Consider the following 17,232-nt stretch of genomic DNA (forward strand, 5'->3'; position numbering starts at 1 on the left):
TTAATGTTCCTTACCGATTGAAATAGGAGCGGCGGGAAAGGCGTGCCTGTACGTATAGATGTTCGCCATAGGTGCCCGGATTGTAGGATCCGGAGCTTTCCGTCACCGGGATTGCCACATTGCCTTCGCTGGGGAAGCGCGCGACAAATTCTTCATCTATGTCGCATCCGAGCCCCGGTGCATCCGGCACCGCGATCGACCCACCCTCTTGCACGGGGTGCGGGACGATCGTGTGCTTGCGCCCTTCCCAATCGTCATCAAGGCGTTCAAGCATCAGTGCGTTCGGGATCGAAGCCAAGAGGTGCAATGCGGCATATTCCGCAACAGGCCCAAGCGAGCCGGAATGCGGCGCCATCTGAATATGATGGGCCTCCGCCATCGCGGCGATCTTCTTCATCTGGGTTATGCCGCCTGCCCGCCCGGTATCGGGCTGGATGATGTCCACCAGCTCCTCCTCGATCAGCTGCCGCTCGCCGAAAATCGTGGCCATGCGCTCGCCAGCAGCAAGCGGAACATGGGCGGCATCGCGGATGCGGCGATAGCCTTCGAGGTTTTCAGGCGCGATCGGATCCTCGACCCAGAAAAGCTCATAGGGCTCCAACGCCCGAACCAAGCGGCAGGCATCGGCCGGCGTCATCCAGGGCGGACCATGCAAGTCGATCGCGATATCCATTTCGTCGCCGACGGCTTCGCGCAGCGTGGCGACCTTGCGCAACGGGTCGGTCACCCCGCCGCATTTGATCGTCTTGATACCCCGGTCCTTGAGCTTGAGCGCAAGCTCGGCCGTATTGGCATGCGAATAGATCGGTATACGGTCGCGAACTTTCCCACCGAGCAACATCCAGACAGGAACGCCCAGAGCCTTACCCTTGATGTCCCACAACGCCATGTCGATACCCGTCATGGCGCCGCCGCCGACAGTGCCGAGCATGCCATGGCCCATCATGGCGACCGCCATCTTCTGCCAGATCTTCTCGGTATGAACCGGATCCTCGCCGATCAAAAGCGGCGTCAGGTCCTTGATCGCGGTCTCGACCACACGCGGCCAGCCGGAGCATTCTCCGATGCCGGTAATGCCCTCATCCGTTTCGATCTTCAGGAACAGCCAGTTGCGGGTTCCGGCAAAGGGCTGCTCCGCCCTGGAGGGCGGCGCCGTCTGCCGCTTGCCGATATCCGGCGCACCTGTCTGCATCAGAAAGGTTCGGATTCCGGTGATCTTCATCGCGCAGAACTACCGTTTTTTGCAGCACTTGGCTCGGTGTAGCGGAAGCGCCTGGAGTGGTCGCGGTCACGCGGGTCAGGCCGTGGAATGGCCGAGATGAGCGCCTGCGTATAGGGATGATCAGGGGCATTGCAGACCTTGTCCGCCTCGCCCACCTCGACGAGCTTGCCGCGATACATCACGCCGACCCGATCGCACATATAGCGGATGACACCGATGTCGTGGCTGATGAAGATATAGGCGAGGCCTAGTTCATCCTGCAGCCGCATCAGGAGATCGAGGACCTGGAAGCGCACGGAAACGTCGAGCGCCGAGGTCGCCTCGTCGGCCACGATGATGCGTGGGTTGAGCGTGATCGCACGGGCAATGCCGATACGCTGGCGCTGGCCGCCGGAAAAGGCGTGCGGGTAACGCTCGCGTGTGCTCGGATCGAGGCCGACCTGCTCCATCAGGTGGCAGACCCGCTCGTCCAGAGCCTTGCCTCTCGCTATACCATTGACGAGCAGTGGTTCGCCGATAACCTGGGAGACGGTCATGCGCGGATTGAGCGATCCGAACGGATCCTGAAAGACCATGCGCAGCTCACGCCTTGCCGCCTTCAGCTCGCCGCCACCGATTTTGGCGAGGTCCATGACGGTGCCATCGGCGCGGCGGTAGTGCATTTCGCCGGCGGTGGGATCGTAGAGCCGCATGATCGACCGCCCCATGGTGGTCTTTCCCGAGCCGCTTTCCCCGACGATGCCGAGCGTTTCCCCCGGAAGAAGGGAAATCGAAACGTCGTCCAGCGCCTTCATCTCTCCGAAATGCATGGAGAGGTTGCGAATCTCGAGAAGCGGGGCAGCGGTCTTATCGAGCGGCGGCCGCGCGAGCCGGATTTCCGCCTTCTGCTCCAGCTTCAGGACCGAGCCGATCAGCATGCGCGTGTATGGATCCTGGGGGGAATGGAATATCTGTTCGACCGGCCCGTATTCCTTCGCGACGCCGTGGTGCATGACGAGGACATCGTCGGCAATCTGGGCAACGACCCCCATGTCGTGGGTGATGAACAGCACGGCCATGCCATGGGCCTTCTGGAGCCGCGAAATTAGGTCGAGGATTTCCGCCTGGGTGGTCACGTCAAGCGCGGTGGTCGGTTCGTCGGCAATGAGCAGCTGCGGTTTGCAGGCCAGCGCCATGGCGATCATCGCGCGTTGCCGCATGCCGCCTGAATATTGGAATGCATAGCGGTCTATCGCTTTTTCGGGATTGGGAATTTCCACCTGGCGCAGTAGCGAGATCGCTTCCGTCCTTGCCTCGGCCTTGCTCATCTTGAGGTGCAGACGCAGAGCCTCGGTGATCTGGTCCCCCACTGTGTGCACCGGCGAAAGAGAGGACATCGGCTCCTGAAAGATCATGGCGATGTCACGCCCGCGGACAGAGCGGATCGCCCGGCCGCGCGGATCGAGCTTGGCAAGATCGAGCGAGGTACCATCAGGCTGATGAAGCAGGATCGATCCCGACGCGATACGACCGGGCGAATCGATGATCTGCAGGATCGAGCGTGCCGTTACCGACTTGCCCGAGCCGCTTTCGCCGACGACGCAGAGCGTCTTGCCCTGCTCGATGGAAAATGAGAGGTCGTCGACGGCACGGAAGATGCCGGTTCGGAGCGGGAACTCCGTTACCAGATTGCGGACCTCAAGCAGCGGCTTGTTGGTCGTCATTGCAGGACGGGGTGCGATGGACAGGATATCGGTCATCGGCGCCTCACTTGTTATAGGGATCGGCAGCGTCGCGAAGGCCGTCGCCGAAAAGATTGAGCGCCATGACGGCAATGACGACAGCAAGCCCCGGCAGGAAGAGCCAGGGCGCCGTGGCGATCGAGCGAATGTTCTGCGCCTCGCGCAGAAGCACGCCCCAGGAGATCGTCGGCGGCTGGAGGCCGAGACCCAGGAAAGACAGCGAGGTTTCCGCAAGGATCATCGCCGGCACGGCAAGCGTCATGGAGGCGATGATGTGGCTTGAAAAGCTCGGGAGCATGTGACGGAAGATGATCCTCCCCTCTGACACCCCATCCAGACGCGCAGCCGCCACAAACTCCTCCGTCCTGAGCGACAGGAACCGCCCTCGCACCACGCGGGCAAGCTGAGCCCAACCGGTGAAGGACAATATGATGGTGATCATCATGTATTGCAGCGTCGCCGGCCAGCCTTGCGGCAACGCCGCAGCCAAGGCGAGCCAGATCGGGATTGTCGGAAGCGAAAGAACAAAGTCGATCACCCGCTGCATGACGAAGTCGATGCGGCCACCGTAATAACCCGAAATGCCGCCGAGCACGATGCCGAGAGCCAAGGACAGGAACACGCCGACGAGGCCGATGGAGAGGGATACTTGCGCGCCCTGCACCACGCGACTGTAGACATCGCGCCCGAGGCGGTCGGCACCGAACAGGAAGAGCGGACGCGCTTTATCGGTACTTGCGATGAGGTGGATGTCGGTCTGAAACAGGCCGAGGACCGAATAGGTGTAACCGCGACCAAAGAACGCGATCGGTATCTTTTTTGCCGTATCTTCCACATAGATGGCGGCCAGCGTTTCCGGATCACGGGTGAGCTTCAGCGGGAAATAATGCAGACCGAATTCGAAGCCGTTGGAATTGTCGATAAGGTGGATCCGCTGCGGTGGATGAAATGTCGCCCGCGCATTCTGGACGGTGGGATCGTTTATGGCGAAGAAACCGGGAACAAGGGCCACGATATATAAAGCCAGCGTCACGAACAGAGCGGCCATCGCAAGCCTGTGCCGCTTGAACGCCCACCAGATGAGCTGCCATTGCGAGGCGACTGCGGCGCGCTCGGGACGAAGGTTGGCTATTGAGACGTCGACCATTTCAGCAGCCTCCTATTCCAGCCGAATGCGCGGATCGACCAGCGCCAGCAGGATGTCGCTGATGAGGGAGCCAATCAGCGTGAGCGCACAGATCAGGAGCACGAAGGCACCGGCGAGATACATGTCCTGCGCCATCAGCGACTGCAGCAGCAGCGGCGCCGCCGTCGGCAGGTTGAGCACGATCGCCACGACCACTGAGCCGGAAATGAGGTTCGGCAGAAGCCAGGCAATGGTCGAGATGAACGGGTTAAGCGCGATCCGGAGCGGATATTTCACCAGTAGCCGGAATTCCGAGAGGCCCTTCGCGCGTGCGGTTGTCACGTAGGGCTTCGGCAGCTCATCCAGCATGTTGGCGCGCATCACGCGGATGAGGCTGGCGGTCGAGGACACGGCCAGGATCGCCACCGGCAGCCACAAATGCGTCAGCAGGTCGTACATCTTGCCGATGCTCCATGGCGCAGTCTCGTATTGCGAGGAGAAAAGGCCCCCGACATCCTGCCCGAACTCGACCGCGGCGACATACATCAACACCAGCGCCAGCAGGAAGGATGGGATGGAGAGTCCGAAAAAGGTGAAGGCCGTGAAAGCATAGTCACCGATCGAATATTTTTTGACGGCGGAATAGACGCCGATCGGCAAGGCGAGAGCCCAGGTGGCGATCAGGCTTGCGAGAGCAAGCACGAGCGTAAGCGCCATGCGCTCCCAGATCAGTCCCGAGACCGGCTGCTGCCATTCAAACGAGATGCCGAAATCGCCATGCGTGACAATGCCCCAGACCCACTTGAGATACTGTACCAGCATCGGCTGATCGAGGCCGAAACGCTCACGCAGCTGTGCGGCGGTGTTCTGGTCGACCACCTCGTTGGACGACGCGAGGGTGGCAATATAGGTGGTGACGAAGTCGCCCGGCGGGAGCTGGATCAGCACGAAGGCGAGAAAACTCACCGCGAACAGTGATGGGATCATCCAGAAGAGTCGTTTGACGATGAATTTCAGCATGGAAATGCTCGCAATTCGGGTTGCATGACGCGCCGCTGCGAACCGTAAGGCTCGCCCAAGGTCTTGCAACGGGACTGGGAGAAAGTGCCGCCGCAGCGAGTCGGCGGCACCGACGAGGCAAATCAGCTCGTGAAGGTGAACTGCTGCGGGAGGGCAGGACCGGGATTTGGCCATGACCAGCTATCGGGCTGCTTTTCCGGCACATTGCGCAGGTTGTTGCGAATGACGCCGAAGCCGCCGACCGCAAGGCAGACGCCGATGGTCTCGAAATCTTCCGCCGCGAGGTCGAAGATCTGCTTCATGATCGCGCCGCGCTTGTCGAGATCGGCCGTTGACCGCGCCTCGTCGAAAAGCTTCATGCGCTTCTTCTGGCTTTCCGGAGGTTCCTCGCCCTTCTGGCCGTTGGACGTATACCAGAGCGTCCACGGAATTGCGTAACGCGAACCCTGCGGATGGAAGGCAAAGTAATCACGCGGGTCAAGCATCGGGTCGAGGCCGCCGGGACCTGGCCAGACCTGCGCGTCATGGGCATTGTCGTCGCCGCGGGTGTAGTAGAGCGCCCGCTCGATGGTATTGACCTTCATGTCAATGCCGATTTGCGCCCAATGGGCCTTCACAAGCTCCAGCACGTCGACCAGGTCCGGGTAGAGCGTCGGAATAACGTCGACCGCGAAGAAGACAGGCTGACCGTCCGGGCGCAACCGAATGCCGCTGCCGTTCTTCTTGTCGAAGCCAGCCTTGTCCAGCATGGCATTGGCCTTGTCGGGATCGTATTCCGTAAACTGCCGCCCCAGCTTCTCGTGATGCCAGGGATGCCCAGGGCGCGGGCCGGTCTGATAACCTTCGCTCTGGCCGAAATAGATGATGTCGATGATCTCCTGCCGGTTGATGCCGATCGAGAGAGCCTGACGGAAGGACTTGTCAGCGAACATCTTTCGCATCGCCGGGTCCTTGTGGGTCATGTTCAGGTAGAGCTGGCACTGCTGCGCCGCGGACGGGACGAGCTGCAGTAGCCGGTAGTCGCCTTTCTGCATGTTCTGCGACAGAGTAGGCTTGTTGGCGAGCGTGCTGATATGGCGCTCCTGTATGTCGATCTTGCCGGAGATGACGTTCAGCATCAGCGACTCGACGTCCTGCGAAATGCCGAAGTTGATCTCGTCGACATAAGGAAGCTGATTGCCCTCGGTGTCGACCTGCCAGAAGTAGGGATTGCGGACCATGAGCACCCGCGTGGCGCCGCCGGAATAGGCTTCTTTGACGATCCAGGGGTCGAGCGTCGGCTTGTCGACGTTACCCCAGCGCGACGGAATTTCGATGTCGCCGCATTTGGCGCGGAAAAGCTCCGTCCAGCTCGATACGCCCGCCGCCTTCACGTCGGCGTCGAGGTTCGGATTGTATTTCGGCAGGAACTTGCTGCAGTAGTGCTTGGCAAAGAGCGTCGGATGCTGCCCAAGAGGGGTAGCCAGGTTTTCCAGATAGAGCGCGTTCGCGGCGGCGAAAGTGAACTTGACGGTATAGTCGTCAACCTTTTCGACGGTGACCGGCTTGCCGGCAACGGAAATCTGGGCCGGCGTCGCGCTGTAGAGCTCCTTGTTTTTGACCACATCCTCAATGGCGAAGACGACATCATCGGCGGTGAAGGGGTGGCCATCGGACCACTTAGCACCCTTCAGCAGATGGAACGTGAACTGGGTTGCGTCAGCACTGACCTCCCATTTCTCGGCAAGATTGGGCAGGACCTGGGTGAAATCCATGTTCCAGCGCACGAGCCCCTGGTTGCCGACCATGCGCAGGATGCCATTGTGGTCGGATGAGCCGCGCAGACCGCGCCGCAACGTGCCGCCGTAGGTGCCGATCTTCTCGAACGGCTTTATCACCAGCGGGTTCTGCGGCAGGCGCTCGGCCAGCGGCGGCAGCTTGCCGTCCTTTACGAGCGCTGCCAGTTGCGGCGCTTCTTTTCCGGTTGCCGCCTTTGCGCCGGTGCCGGCAACGGAAAGAGCAACAGCTCCACCCACGCCTGCCAGGAATGTCCGGCGGGTCACACCGGCAGAAATGAAATTGTCGTCGTGCATCTGATCTCCTCCCAATCCATACCGAGCTTCTCCTCGGGCCGTCCCGCCCGAGCGGCCTCCCAGCCGCAACGCCTCGGACCTCCATCCGATCGCCTCGGACCATAAGCCGCTTTTCAGATGATTACAAGTATTGACAGATTTTTACAGATTGCATAGCTGTACGGCAAAAGACCAGGTCCGATAGGAAGACAGGAATGACGTTCACCGAGGAAGCGCTCGAGAAGCTGAAGGCCGTTTCGACGGCCACGTTGACGACCGTGCTGTTGAAACGCGGACTTCGAAACGTATTCATTCGCGGCGTTCACAAGATCAACCCGGACGCTCCGCGGCTGGTGGGGCCGGCTTTCACCTTGCGGTACATTCCGGCTCGGGAGGATATCGACACTATCGGCGTCTTTGCCGACCGCGCCCATCCGCAGCGACGTGCGATAGAAGAATGTCCGCCCGGCCATGTTCTCGTGATGGATAGCCGAAAGGACCCGTCAGCCGCTTCCGCCGGCGGTATCTTGGTGACCCGGCTCCACATGCGCGGCGTCGCAGGCGTCGTGACCGACGGCGGCTTCCGCGACACACCCGACATCGCGAAACTGCCGTTTGCCGCCTATCATTCCGCACCTTCTGCTCCCACCAATCTCATCCGCCACCACGCACTGGATATCAATCAGCCGATCGGCTGCGGCGACGTGCCCGTCTATCCCGGAGATATCATCGTCGGAGACGACGAGGGCGTGGTTGTCATTCCGGCGGACATGGCGCAAGAGATCGCCGACGAGGCTTTCGAGCAGACGGTTTTCGAGGATTTTGTGGAGGACCGCGTAAAGGCGGGACGAGGCATTTTCGGTCTCTATCCGCCCGGCCCCGAAGCCGAAGCCGAATTCCGCGATTGGAGACGTGAGAAGGGACGTTGATGGAGCAGCCAGACGTGATAGCGGCGGCGAAAGCTGAACCTCGTTTCAGCGACATCATCTACGAGAAGATCGTGGGAATGATCGCCGACGGCCGCTTTCCCGTCAACGAACGGCTGCCATCGGAGCCAAATCTGGCCATCCTCCTCGGTGCATCGAGACCTGTCGTACGCGAGGCTTTGGAGCGACTAAGGGCGGACCAGCTGATAGTCTCGCGGAAGGGATCGGGCTCCTATGTACGCCAGAGACCAGACTCGTCGGTTCTCAAACAGGTTCCCGTCGGATCACTTGCGGATGTGCAGCGGTTCTTCGAGTTCCGGGCCGGCCTGGAGGCGGAGGCCGCGGAACTGGCGGCCCGCAACTGGCAGCCTCACGACAAGATCCGCATCACCGCAGCGTTGAAGGCGCTCGAACATTGTCTCGAGGTCGGTGAGCTTGGAGCGGAAGAGGACCAGGCGCTGCATGACGCGATCGCGATGGCGACCGGCAATCAGTTCCACACCATCGTGAGGGAATGGTTCAAGCCGCATTTCGCCATCGGCATGTCCGTCACGCGCAGTCTCAGCCTGAAACGAACTCCACTGCATGTCCGCAACGTCCAGGACGAGCATACGGCAATCGTGGAGGCCATCCTGGCCCGAAACGAAGTGGAAGCACACGACGCGATGAAGACGCACATCCTGAACGCACGCGCCCGCATGTTCCAGGGCGTGGGAGGATAGAGGCTGCAACGGGCCGCGGCGCGGGGAGGCGCACGGAGGAGGATGTTTTGCAACGGATCGCAATGACGGGCGGCTCAGGCCACATCGCCTCGCAGCTCAGGGCTTTTCTCCGCCCTGAATTCGAGCATGTGAGGCTTATTGACCTCCGGCCGCCGAAGGAGCTCGCTCCGAATGAAAGCTTCTTTGCTGCCGATCTGGCCGATCGCGACGCGATGGTGGCAGCTTTGAAGGATATGGACGGCATCATCCATCTCGGCGGGATTCCGCGGGAGGCGGCCATCGGCGACATCCTGCGCAGCAACGTGCTCGGCACCTATAATCTCTATCAGGCGGCACGGGAAAACGGCATTGGCCGGGTGGTCTTCGCGTCGAGCAACCACGCGACCGGCTTTTATCCCCGCACCGATCCCGTCACGCCGCTCGATCCGGCCCGCCCGGACAGCCGTTACGGCCTGTCGAAATGCTGGGGAGAGCTCGTTGCCGGCCTCTATTACGACACCGCGGGCATCCGAACTCTCTCTATCCGGATCGGCAATGCGGCGCTCTATCCCAACAGCGAGCGATCAGCTGCAATCTGGATCAGCGCCCGCGATCTGTGGCAACTCGTGAAGATTGGCCTGACCCATCCGGATATTGCCGCTGCGGTCGTCTACGGCATGTCGCGCAGCGATGCCGGCTGGTGGCGAGACGAAGTTGCCAAGCGCCTGGGTTACCGGCCGCAGGACAGGGCGCTCGACCATCTACGGATTGAAAGCCGCCGGACGGAAAACGCGGTCGAAGGCGTCTTTCAGGGCGGCGGTTTTTGCGTGCCCGAGCATGACGGGACGATACGAACGCGTGACAGAAATGGGCTGGTGGCATGCCTGGAGGTGGCGCTGTGAGCAAAACCAAGATCATCACCCCTCAGGTGAGGCGGGTCATAGACCTGCCCTTGCGGGTCGGAGAGTCTCCCACCTGGGACGACAGGACCGGCGACCTCTGGTTCGTCGATATTCTTGCCCCCGCGGCACTCTGCCTGCGGGCCAACGGGCGTCTCGACCGTTTCGACATGCCTTTCAAGATCGGTTGCCTAGCGCTTTGCGAAGGGGACGATATCGCCGTGGCCCTGGAGAACGGCGTTCATCTGCTGAATCCGAAAACGGGCGCGATGAAACTGCTCTGCAATCCCGATGGCGGACGCCCCGACAGCCGGTTGAATGACGGGAAGATCGGCCCCGACGGCTGCTTCTGGGTCGGCACCCGCGACGAGGCGGTGCCGCAGACCGGGAATGGCCGTCTTTACCGGGTTATGCCCGACGGCAGCTTTTCGACGATTGCAAATAGCCTATTGACCTCCAACGGCCTCGCCTGGAGCCCGGATGGCCGAACGATGTATCATTCCGACAGCAGCGGTCTCTTTGCCCAGATCTTCGATTTCGATCCGGCTTTGGGCGTTACCAGCGCACCCAGGCGACTGCACGATTTCACTCCGGAGGAAGGCCGTCCGGATGGGGCGGCGATGGATGCGGACGGCTTCTATTGGATCGCCGGCGTATTGTCGGGCGGCGTCAACCGGCTCTCGCCGGAAGGCGATGTGGTCGAAATTTACAAAATACCGGCGAAATCACCCACCATGCCCTGTTTCGGTGGACCGAACCTCGACACGATCTACGTGACGACGCTTTCCACCGACAACAACGGCACCTTCGAAAACGGTACGATATTCGCCTTCGAAACCGGGATGCGCGGCACGCCGGTGCATCGCTTCGCGATCTGATCCATCATCTCCCCATCTGGAGAGGGAAAACCATGAACATTCGAGAATTCCGCAACGTCCTCACCGGCATCTCCGGCGTGCCTGTTACTGCGTACGGAGACGATGGCGAGGTCGATATCAGCACCACCCGCGCGATCTACGCGCGGGTCGCCGCGGCGGGCATCCACAACATCGTGGCAGCGGGCAATACCGGCGAATTTTATGCCTTGGCCCCAGAAGAGATCAGCCGCGTTGTCGAGGCCGCAGTTGCCGGCGTCGATGGCAAGGCGCCAGTGACTGCGGCTGTCGGCCGTTCGCTCCGCGAGGCAATCGCCATGGCGAAAACGGCCAGGGATATCGGCGCTTCAGCGGTCATGTCTCATCAACCGGTCGATCCGTTCGCAGCACCGGCGGCACAGATAGATTATTTCCGGCGGCTGGCGGAAGCGTCTCCGCTGCCGCTGGTGGCCTATGTACGGGCGGAAGGTTTCGGCCTCGACGACATGCTGCGGCTCGCGAGCCATCCGAACATCGCGGGCGTGAAGTTCGCCACGACCGACATTCTCCTCCTCTCGCGGTCTGTTGCAGCCGCCGATTCAAGCCATGCACTTTTCGTCTGCGGACTCGCCGAAAGCTGGGCTCCCGCCTTCACAGCCGCAGGCGCCCGCGGCTTCACATCCGGCCTCGTCAATGTCGCACCGCAGTTTTCGCTCGCCATTCACGCGGCTCTCGAGAGAGGCGCCTTTGGCGAGGCGCGCCGGATCATCGATCTCATCGAGCCTTTCGAGCGCATGCGCGCCAAATATCGAAACGGCGCCAATGTCACAGTCGTCAAGGAGGCAGTGAGCATCCTGGGAACGCCGGTCGGCGAGGTGCGTCTCCCCGGCCTACCCAGGCTCGATGCCGAAGACAGGGCGAGACTTGCCGATCTTCTCGCGAGCTGGTCCGCCGAAACTGACCCGACCAAAGCAGCGGTCGCAGGGACGCACTAGACAAGGCCGGCCGATTGGGCACGTTTCGACAGGATTGCAATCTGCGAACCGCTTGACGCATCTCACGTTTGCGCCCGAGCCTGCCGGACTCCAAGAGTTGCAGCGTATCAGTAACGCATCCTTTAGTGTCGCCTGATAATACTCCGGGCGTACGGAGGAGTGTTATGAGAGATTTCCTGAAGACTAGGGCCGGCAGGCAGCTGATTCAGATCTCCGCCTTCGGCCTGTTTTTCTGGCTTGTCTGCCTGATTTTTCGCGAAAAGATACTGGCGCTTGTCCAGGCGGTCAGCGCAGGGAAGGCCCATCTCATCATCGTCACCCTGATTGTGGCGGGCATCGCCAGCTTCGCCTATTCGGCCCTGCGCATTCTAGACATGCGCGACGAGATGGCGAACCGCCGCAAGGCGTTCGACGAAGCCGACCGCATCGCTACTCACGATCACCTCACCAAGCTCCCCAACCGCTATGCGTTCGACCGCCTCGTAGTATCCGACCTTCGCGGAGCGGTGGAAGAGACGGCTTCGCAAACCGCAACCGTGTTCTCCATCGATCTCGATGGCTTCAAGAAGGTCAATGATCTGCTCGGCCACCAAGGCGGCGATATTCTTCTTAAAGAGGTTTCGCGACGGATCTGTGCACTTGCAGAACACGAATGCGTCTTCCGCTTCGGCGGCGACGAGTTCGTCGCCGTCGCCCGCGACCTGCCGCCAGAGAGGGAAGAACTTGTCGCGCAACTGCTGATCCATTCGGTCTCCCGGCCTGTGCGGATCGGCACATTGTCGACCGAGGTCGGTGCAAGCGTCGGATATGCGAGGCTGCCCGATCACGGCCGCTCGCTCGAGGAGGTCTGCCACCGCTCGGATATTGCCCTTTATGAGGCAAAAAGCCGGGGGCACAATCAGTATGCGCTGTTTCAGCCGGAAATGCAGGAAAAGGTCGCGGAACGAGCGAAGCTGGAAGGCGAGCTCCGCCGAGCCATCGACGAGGGCAAGATAGAGCCGTTCTATCAACCCTTGATTGACCTGCGGACCGGCGCCTTGTGCGGCTTCGAAGCGCTTGCGCGGTGGCGCAACAACGAAGGGGCTTTCATTCCCCCCCAGCAGTTTATCACGGTAGCGGAAGAAACTGGGCTGATAACCGTGCTGTTCGAGCAACTGCTGTCGCGGGCATGCCGCGATGCCCAGCTCTGGTCGGAAGCCGCAACGCTTTCGTTTAATGTCTCACCCGTCCAGATGGAAGACAGGCTGTTGGCGCAGCGGATTCTCCATATTCTTCAGGACACCGGCCTAGCGGCGTCGCGGCTGGAAATCGAGATTACGGAAAATGCTCTCATGGGAGACCCTGATCTCGCCGCGTCGACCATCGACCATCTTCACGCCGCCGGGATCCAGGTGGCGCTCGACGATTTCGGAACGGGCTATTCCAGCCTCTCCCAGCTTGCCCGCTTCAAATTCGACAAAATCAAGATCGACAAAAGTTTCGTTGCCGCCTGCTCCAACAACGACAAGAACGCCAAGATCATCGATGCCATCCTTGGGCTGAGCCGCAGCCTCAATCTCAAGACGACGGTGGAGGGAATCGAGGAAAACGCCCAGCTGGCCTATTTCCTCGGCCAGGGATGTGACATAGGCCAAGGCTATCTCTTCGGCAAAGCCATGCCTCAGTCGGAGGTGACGGCCTTTGTCGCCGCACGCCGCCACGTCCTGGCCGCCCGACACGCATAAGCGGAACGCTGATTTCTCAACAACACGCGGAAGGCCTCCGTCGTTTCGGCATCTGCCTTGGTTTATGACCGATCGCCTGCATCATTGATCGATAGTGCGCCGGCTCAAGTTGAACTCCGAGATTGTTCTTCATTGGGCGGGTTGGATTTCTCGCCGGTCGGTTTCTGCCGTTTGAGTTCGTTTTCGATGGTCTTGCGGGAGCCTTCTGCCGGATCTTTGTCTTTCGGATCTGTCATTGCTGGTCCTCCTGGTGAATAGCCTAACCTGTCGCGATGCCGGATGTTCCGGCTGCCCGTAAGCGGATTCTGGAACGATCACCATCCTCCCTGGTTAGTCCCGCTGGCAACCAAAGAGGAAATGCAATGAAGGATTCATCCGAAACCCGTTCCATCTTCGTGACCGGTCTCAAGAATGCGCACGCCATGGAAAATCAGGCGCTGTCGATTATGAAGCCGCAGGTCTCGCGGATCGAAAACTATCCCGACGTGGCATCGCGGCTCGAGCAGCATATCCGCGAGACCGAAGGGCAGATCGCCAGACTTGAGGAGATCCTGAGCAGCCTATCCGAAGATCATTCTACCTTGAAGGACATGGCGCTCTCCTTCACCGGCAGCATGGCAGCGATGGGCCACAGCATTGCCGGCGACGAGATCATCAAAAACTCCCTCGCGAACTTCGCCTTCGAGAACTTCGAAATCGCCGCCTACAAATCCCTTATGACGATAGCCGAACTCGGCGGTTTTCCCGGATCTGTCGCCGCTCTGAAAGCCAATCTGGACGAGGAAATCGCCATGGCCAAATGGCTGGACGATAATCTCAGGAGCGTGACGATCAAGTTTGCCTCGCTCAAGGAAGCCGGGATGAGCGCAAAAGTCTGATCGGCTTTCCTGACCCGCCCGAAGGAAACAACTTACGAGGCTCCTCGAACGAGCCTCGTAACGGTTTGCAGGTCGGGTGCGCGTCGGCCGCGATCCGGAAACACAACAGTTCTCAAAAGGGTTATTGCGGAACCTTTCGGCCCCCATCCTTGAACCGCGGCAGGACCTCCCGCCCAAAGACGTCGATAAATTCACGCTGATTGCGGCCCACGTTGTGGACGTAGATTTCCTCAAAACCCATTGCCACGTCCCCTTCCAGCCATTCCACGTGTCGCGCCGGATCCGCCGAGATGCGGACATGATGATCCATGTCCTCCGGCCGCACCTTGGCGCAAGCTTGATCGAATTCCTCCGGCAAACGCAGCGTTTCCGAAACAGCTGTTGTCACGGCATTGCTGCGCCACTGATCAAAAGCGTTCGCGCGAGCCTCATGATCGGAGCTTGCAAAGGAGACATGGACCTGCAGGTAGAGAGGCTTGCCTTCTCCACCGCCGCGCCGAAAGGCTTGAATTATCTCCCGGAGGCTTTCCCGCGGCTGATTGATGGTAATCAGTGCGTCGGCCCAGCTTCCCGCCCATTCTGCCGTCTTCGGCGACAGCGCACCGGCGACAAGGCGGGGCAATTCCTGAGGAAGAGTATGAATGCGCGCCTCGTCTACCCTGATCGGTCCTTCCCGGCTGACGAGTTGGCCCGACCACAGGTCACGGATTATTCCCACCGCTGCCTCTAACCGTTCGTTCCGTTCCCGCTTCGAAGGCCAGCGTTCGCCGGTGACATGCTCGTTCATTGCCTGGCCGCTGCCGACGGCCATCCAGGGCAACCGCCCCGGAAACATCTCCGCGACGGTCGCAGCCGCCTGCGCCGTGATGACAGGATGATAGCGCCAGCCCGACGGTACCGTGATGATTCCAAATGGGATGGCTTGCGTCGCCTTCAGCGCCGCCCCAAGCCAAGCCCATGCAAAGCCCGATTGCCCTTGTCGCTCGCTCCAGGGGGTGAGATGGTCGGAGGACATGACCGCGTCGAAGCCTGCCGCCTCTGCGGCTTGTACATGGCCCAGGAGCTCGCTCGGCGGAAACTGCTCGTGGGAGGCGTGATAGCCGATCAGTGTCATGATCCGTTGCCCTTGGAAATCAGCCAGCGGTAGGCATAGGGTTCGAGTTCCAGACGGGGATCCTTTCCCACATCGAATTCGACTTCGTCTATCAGGTCGCGAAAACGCTTCGGTTGCATTCCGCCGAAATTGATGTCGGTCCCGATCCGTCGGCCCGCCAGATTGTGGACAAGCAACAACAGGTCGCCTGCATCTTCGAAACCGTGCACCAGGACGGCAGGGTCAGTCGCACTCAACCTTACTGGCCGCCCCTTTGTAAAAATGGGCTGACTTCGGCGAAGCGCGATAAATCTTTTGATCCTGTTCAGCAGCGAATTGGGGGCTTCCTGTTGATCGGCAACATTGGCCTTCCTGTAGGAGAAGGGCCCGTCGTTCACAACCGGCTGAACCAGCATCCTGGGATTGGCGCTGGAGAACCCCCCGTTCTTCTGTGAAGACCACTGCATCGGCACCCGCACCGAGTTCCGCCCCGGCTGGGAAAGATCCTCTCCGATACCGATTTCGTCGCCGTAAACGATCAACGGCGGCCCCCTCAGGGAAAAGACAATGCTGAAAGCCAGCTCGATCCGACGCTGATCGCCGTTCAGCATGGGTGCCACGCGACGGCGGATGCCGCGTCCGAAGACCTCCATCTCTTTCTTCGGAGCGAAGACCTCGAACACCGACTGCTTCAGATCCGGCGGCACGCGAGAGAAATCGAGTTCGTCGAGATTTCGAAGGAAATTCACCCAGCCGCATCCGGGCGGCGGTTCGGGAAGAAGGCTCAGTCCCCGATTGATCACAGAGGCTTCCTCCTTGGCAAAACCGGCAAACAGATAACAGGCCAGCATGAAATTGAGCAGAAGCTGGAGCTGATCACCCTCTCCGAAAAAGGCGTTTGACGCTTCCGGCGGAAGATTTACTTCGCCAAGAAGCACGCCACCCGGCCGGCGGCTCTGCAGATAGGACCCAATCTGCTTTAGGATGCCATGCGGATCGCGGGGATTGGCATGTTCGAGCCCCTTGTTCGCAATGATGAGCGGGGCCGCATCCAGTCGGAAGCCGCTGACCCCGAAGGCGATCCAGTAGTCGACGATCCTTAATATCTCTTCACGGACCTGGGGATTGGCGGCATTCAGTTCCGGCTGAAAGTCGTAGAAATGATGGAAGTAATAAGCCCTGGCAATCTCGTCATAGGTCCAGAGGCTGTCCACTTCACCGGGAAAGATCGATCTGGCGCCCGCGGCGACCGGCGGGGGATCGGCGCTCCAGACATAATAGTCCCGGTAGCGCGTCTCGTCGTCCCGTCGCGCCGCCTGAAACCACGGATGCTGATCGGACGTGTGGTTGACCACCAGGTCGATCACGACGCGAATGCCGTGTTCTCCCGCGCTGTGCAGGAATGTCAGAAAGTCGTCGAGCGTCCCGACCTTGGGATTGACGGAATAGAAGTCGCTGACATCGTAGCCATTGTCACGGTCGGGACTTCGGTAGAACGGCAAAAGCCAGATACAGGTGATACCGAGTTCCGAAAGATAGGTCAGCTTTTTGGTCAGGCCGATAAAGTCTCCGATGCCGTCGCCATTTCCGTCGGCGAACTTTTCGACGTCGATGCAGTAGATCACCGCCTCTTCATACCAGGTGCTGCTCGGGTTCTGCACTCGCGCCGTCTCCTGCCAGTTCCCATGGAGAGGCGTAAACGATCAGAGCTTGGGCAGGTTCCCACTGCCGAATGAGAACCGGCGGTCGTTCGCTTTTCACAGGCAGGGGCTCTCGGTTCTTCCCTGAGGTTCGCCTGCGGCAAGAAGAACCCGGACTTCCTCGAACAGACGGTGGTCCTTGAAGAACTGATGGGAGAGGCTGCGTTTCCTGCGCCCGGAACGCAAAAAGCCCCGCGGTTGGGCTTTTTTGGGATGTGTTGTAAAGATTGGTTGCGGGGGCAGGATTTGAACCTGCGGCCTTCAGGTTATGAGCCTGACGAGCTACCGGGCTGCTCCACCCCGCGTCACCAAGAATACGGAC

The 17,232-nt window shown here is 60.4% G+C and carries 15 protein-coding genes and 1 tRNA gene; 7 read left to right on the top strand and 9 right to left on the bottom strand.

Features of this window, described 5'->3' with window-relative positions; all coding sequences use genetic code 11:
• Positions 1 to 10 precede the first annotated feature (10 nt).
• The 5 genes from EDE09_RS26320 to EDE09_RS26340 form a co-directional block, all read right to left on the bottom strand.
• Entirely contained in the window at positions 11 to 1,222 is a 1,212-nt protein-coding gene (locus EDE09_RS26320; protein WP_105374800.1) for a mandelate racemase/muconate lactonizing enzyme family protein, read from the bottom strand.
• The gene (locus EDE09_RS26325; protein WP_165924275.1) at positions 1,219 to 2,961 is read right to left on the bottom strand and encodes an ABC transporter ATP-binding protein; all 1,743 of its coding nucleotides are present in this window, start codon (positions 2,959 to 2,961) and stop codon (positions 1,219 to 1,221) included. Before EDE09_RS26325 ends, EDE09_RS26320 begins: the two co-directional genes overlap by 4 nt.
• 7 nt (positions 2,962 to 2,968) lie before the next feature.
• Positions 2,969 to 4,090: an ABC transporter permease gene (locus tag EDE09_RS26330; protein WP_105374801.1), complete on the bottom strand. Its 1,122-nt coding sequence runs from the start codon at positions 4,088 to 4,090 to the stop codon at positions 2,969 to 2,971.
• A 12-nt stretch (positions 4,091 to 4,102) separates the two neighbouring features.
• Positions 4,103 to 5,089, bottom strand: coding sequence for an ABC transporter permease (locus EDE09_RS26335; protein ID WP_105374802.1), 987 nt, complete (start codon positions 5,087 to 5,089; stop codon positions 4,103 to 4,105).
• A 122-nt stretch (positions 5,090 to 5,211) separates the two neighbouring features.
• Positions 5,212 to 7,161 carry an ABC transporter substrate-binding protein gene (locus EDE09_RS26340; RefSeq protein ID WP_105374803.1) on the bottom strand — a complete coding sequence of 650 codons (1,950 nt, stop codon included), beginning with the start codon at positions 7,159 to 7,161 and terminating at the stop codon, positions 5,212 to 5,214.
• 194 nt (positions 7,162 to 7,355) lie between these two features.
• Between EDE09_RS26340 and EDE09_RS26345 the strand changes: the two genes are divergently transcribed.
• The 6 genes from EDE09_RS26345 to EDE09_RS26370 all read left to right on the top strand — a co-directional run bounded on the left by EDE09_RS26345 (position 7,356) and on the right by EDE09_RS26370 (position 13,239).
• On the top strand, positions 7,356 to 8,069 hold the full coding sequence (locus EDE09_RS26345) for a ribonuclease activity regulator RraA (RefSeq protein WP_105374804.1): 714 nt from the start codon (positions 7,356 to 7,358) through the stop codon (positions 8,067 to 8,069).
• Positions 8,069 to 8,788, top strand: a complete 720-nt coding sequence (locus EDE09_RS26350) for a FadR/GntR family transcriptional regulator (RefSeq protein ID WP_105374805.1) — start codon at positions 8,069 to 8,071, stop codon at positions 8,786 to 8,788. Before EDE09_RS26345 ends, EDE09_RS26350 begins: the two co-directional genes overlap by 1 nt.
• Before the next feature lie 47 nt (positions 8,789 to 8,835).
• Entirely contained in the window at positions 8,836 to 9,669 is an 834-nt protein-coding gene (locus tag EDE09_RS26355) for an NAD(P)-dependent oxidoreductase (RefSeq protein WP_132413382.1), read from the top strand.
• Positions 9,666 to 10,544: an SMP-30/gluconolactonase/LRE family protein gene (locus EDE09_RS26360; RefSeq protein WP_105374807.1), complete on the top strand. Its 879-nt coding sequence runs from the start codon at positions 9,666 to 9,668 to the stop codon at positions 10,542 to 10,544. Before EDE09_RS26355 ends, EDE09_RS26360 begins: the two co-directional genes overlap by 4 nt.
• A gap of 32 nt (positions 10,545 to 10,576) precedes the next feature.
• Complete coding sequence (locus EDE09_RS26365) at positions 10,577 to 11,515, top strand: dihydrodipicolinate synthase family protein (protein ID WP_105374808.1); 939 nt, start codon at positions 10,577 to 10,579, stop codon at positions 11,513 to 11,515.
• 164 nt (positions 11,516 to 11,679) lie between these two features.
• On the top strand, positions 11,680 to 13,239 hold the full coding sequence (locus tag EDE09_RS26370; protein ID WP_132413384.1) for an EAL domain-containing protein: 1,560 nt from the start codon (positions 11,680 to 11,682) through the stop codon (positions 13,237 to 13,239).
• Between the two features lie 104 nt (positions 13,240 to 13,343).
• Here the strand turns inward: EDE09_RS26370 and EDE09_RS28915 are convergent, their stop codons facing one another.
• A complete protein-coding gene (locus EDE09_RS28915) occupies positions 13,344 to 13,475 on the bottom strand; it encodes a hypothetical protein (protein WP_280952552.1) in 132 nt (43 codons plus the stop codon).
• Between the two features lie 126 nt (positions 13,476 to 13,601).
• Between EDE09_RS28915 and EDE09_RS26375 the strand changes: the two genes are divergently transcribed.
• Complete coding sequence (locus EDE09_RS26375; RefSeq protein ID WP_132413386.1) at positions 13,602 to 14,117, top strand: ferritin-like domain-containing protein; 516 nt, start codon at positions 13,602 to 13,604, stop codon at positions 14,115 to 14,117.
• Between the two features lie 121 nt (positions 14,118 to 14,238).
• Here EDE09_RS26375 and EDE09_RS26380 read toward each other — a convergent pair whose 3' ends face one another.
• From EDE09_RS26380 to EDE09_RS26390, 3 genes are all read right to left on the bottom strand, one after another.
• Positions 14,239 to 15,231, bottom strand: a complete 993-nt coding sequence (locus EDE09_RS26380) for a TIGR03885 family FMN-dependent LLM class oxidoreductase (protein ID WP_105374811.1) — start codon at positions 15,229 to 15,231, stop codon at positions 14,239 to 14,241.
• On the bottom strand, positions 15,228 to 16,871 hold the full coding sequence (locus EDE09_RS26385; protein WP_105374812.1) for an alpha-amylase family protein: 1,644 nt from the start codon (positions 16,869 to 16,871) through the stop codon (positions 15,228 to 15,230). Before EDE09_RS26385 ends, EDE09_RS26380 begins: the two co-directional genes overlap by 4 nt.
• A 267-nt stretch (positions 16,872 to 17,138) precedes the next feature.
• Positions 17,139 to 17,215: transfer RNA gene (locus EDE09_RS26390), tRNA-Met, on the bottom strand.
• Positions 17,216 to 17,232: the final 17 nt, after the last annotated feature.

Origin of the sequence: Neorhizobium sp. S3-V5DH (assembly GCF_004343065.1) — a bacterium.
Classification (GTDB): Bacteria; Pseudomonadota; Alphaproteobacteria; order Rhizobiales; family Rhizobiaceae; genus Neorhizobium; species Neorhizobium huautlense.

Bases quoted from the DNA above. Each gene is read 5' to 3' on its own strand.
- EDE09_RS26320 (WP_105374800.1), bottom strand. From the start codon at position 1,222: ATGAAGATCACCGGAATCCGAACCTTTCTGATGCAGACAGGTGCGCCG.
- EDE09_RS26325 (WP_165924275.1), bottom strand. From the start codon at position 2,961: ATGACCGATATCCTGTCCATCGCACCCCGTCCTGCAATGACGACCAAC.
- EDE09_RS26330 (WP_105374801.1), bottom strand. From the start codon at position 4,090: ATGGTCGACGTCTCAATAGCCAACCTTCGTCCCGAGCGCGCCGCAGTC.
- EDE09_RS26335 (WP_105374802.1), bottom strand. From the start codon at position 5,089: ATGCTGAAATTCATCGTCAAACGACTCTTCTGGATGATCCCATCACTG.
- EDE09_RS26340 (WP_105374803.1), bottom strand. From the start codon at position 7,161: ATGCACGACGACAATTTCATTTCTGCCGGTGTGACCCGCCGGACATTC.
- EDE09_RS26345 (WP_105374804.1), top strand. From the start codon at position 7,356: ATGACGTTCACCGAGGAAGCGCTCGAGAAGCTGAAGGCCGTTTCGACG.
- EDE09_RS26350 (WP_105374805.1), top strand. From the start codon at position 8,069: ATGGAGCAGCCAGACGTGATAGCGGCGGCGAAAGCTGAACCTCGTTTC.
- EDE09_RS26365 (WP_105374808.1), top strand. From the start codon at position 10,577: ATGAACATTCGAGAATTCCGCAACGTCCTCACCGGCATCTCCGGCGTG.
- EDE09_RS26370 (WP_132413384.1), top strand. From the start codon at position 11,680: ATGAGAGATTTCCTGAAGACTAGGGCCGGCAGGCAGCTGATTCAGATC.
- EDE09_RS28915 (WP_280952552.1), bottom strand. From the start codon at position 13,475: ATGACAGATCCGAAAGACAAAGATCCGGCAGAAGGCTCCCGCAAGACC.
- EDE09_RS26375 (WP_132413386.1), top strand. From the start codon at position 13,602: ATGAAGGATTCATCCGAAACCCGTTCCATCTTCGTGACCGGTCTCAAG.
- EDE09_RS26380 (WP_105374811.1), bottom strand. From the start codon at position 15,231: ATGACACTGATCGGCTATCACGCCTCCCACGAGCAGTTTCCGCCGAGC.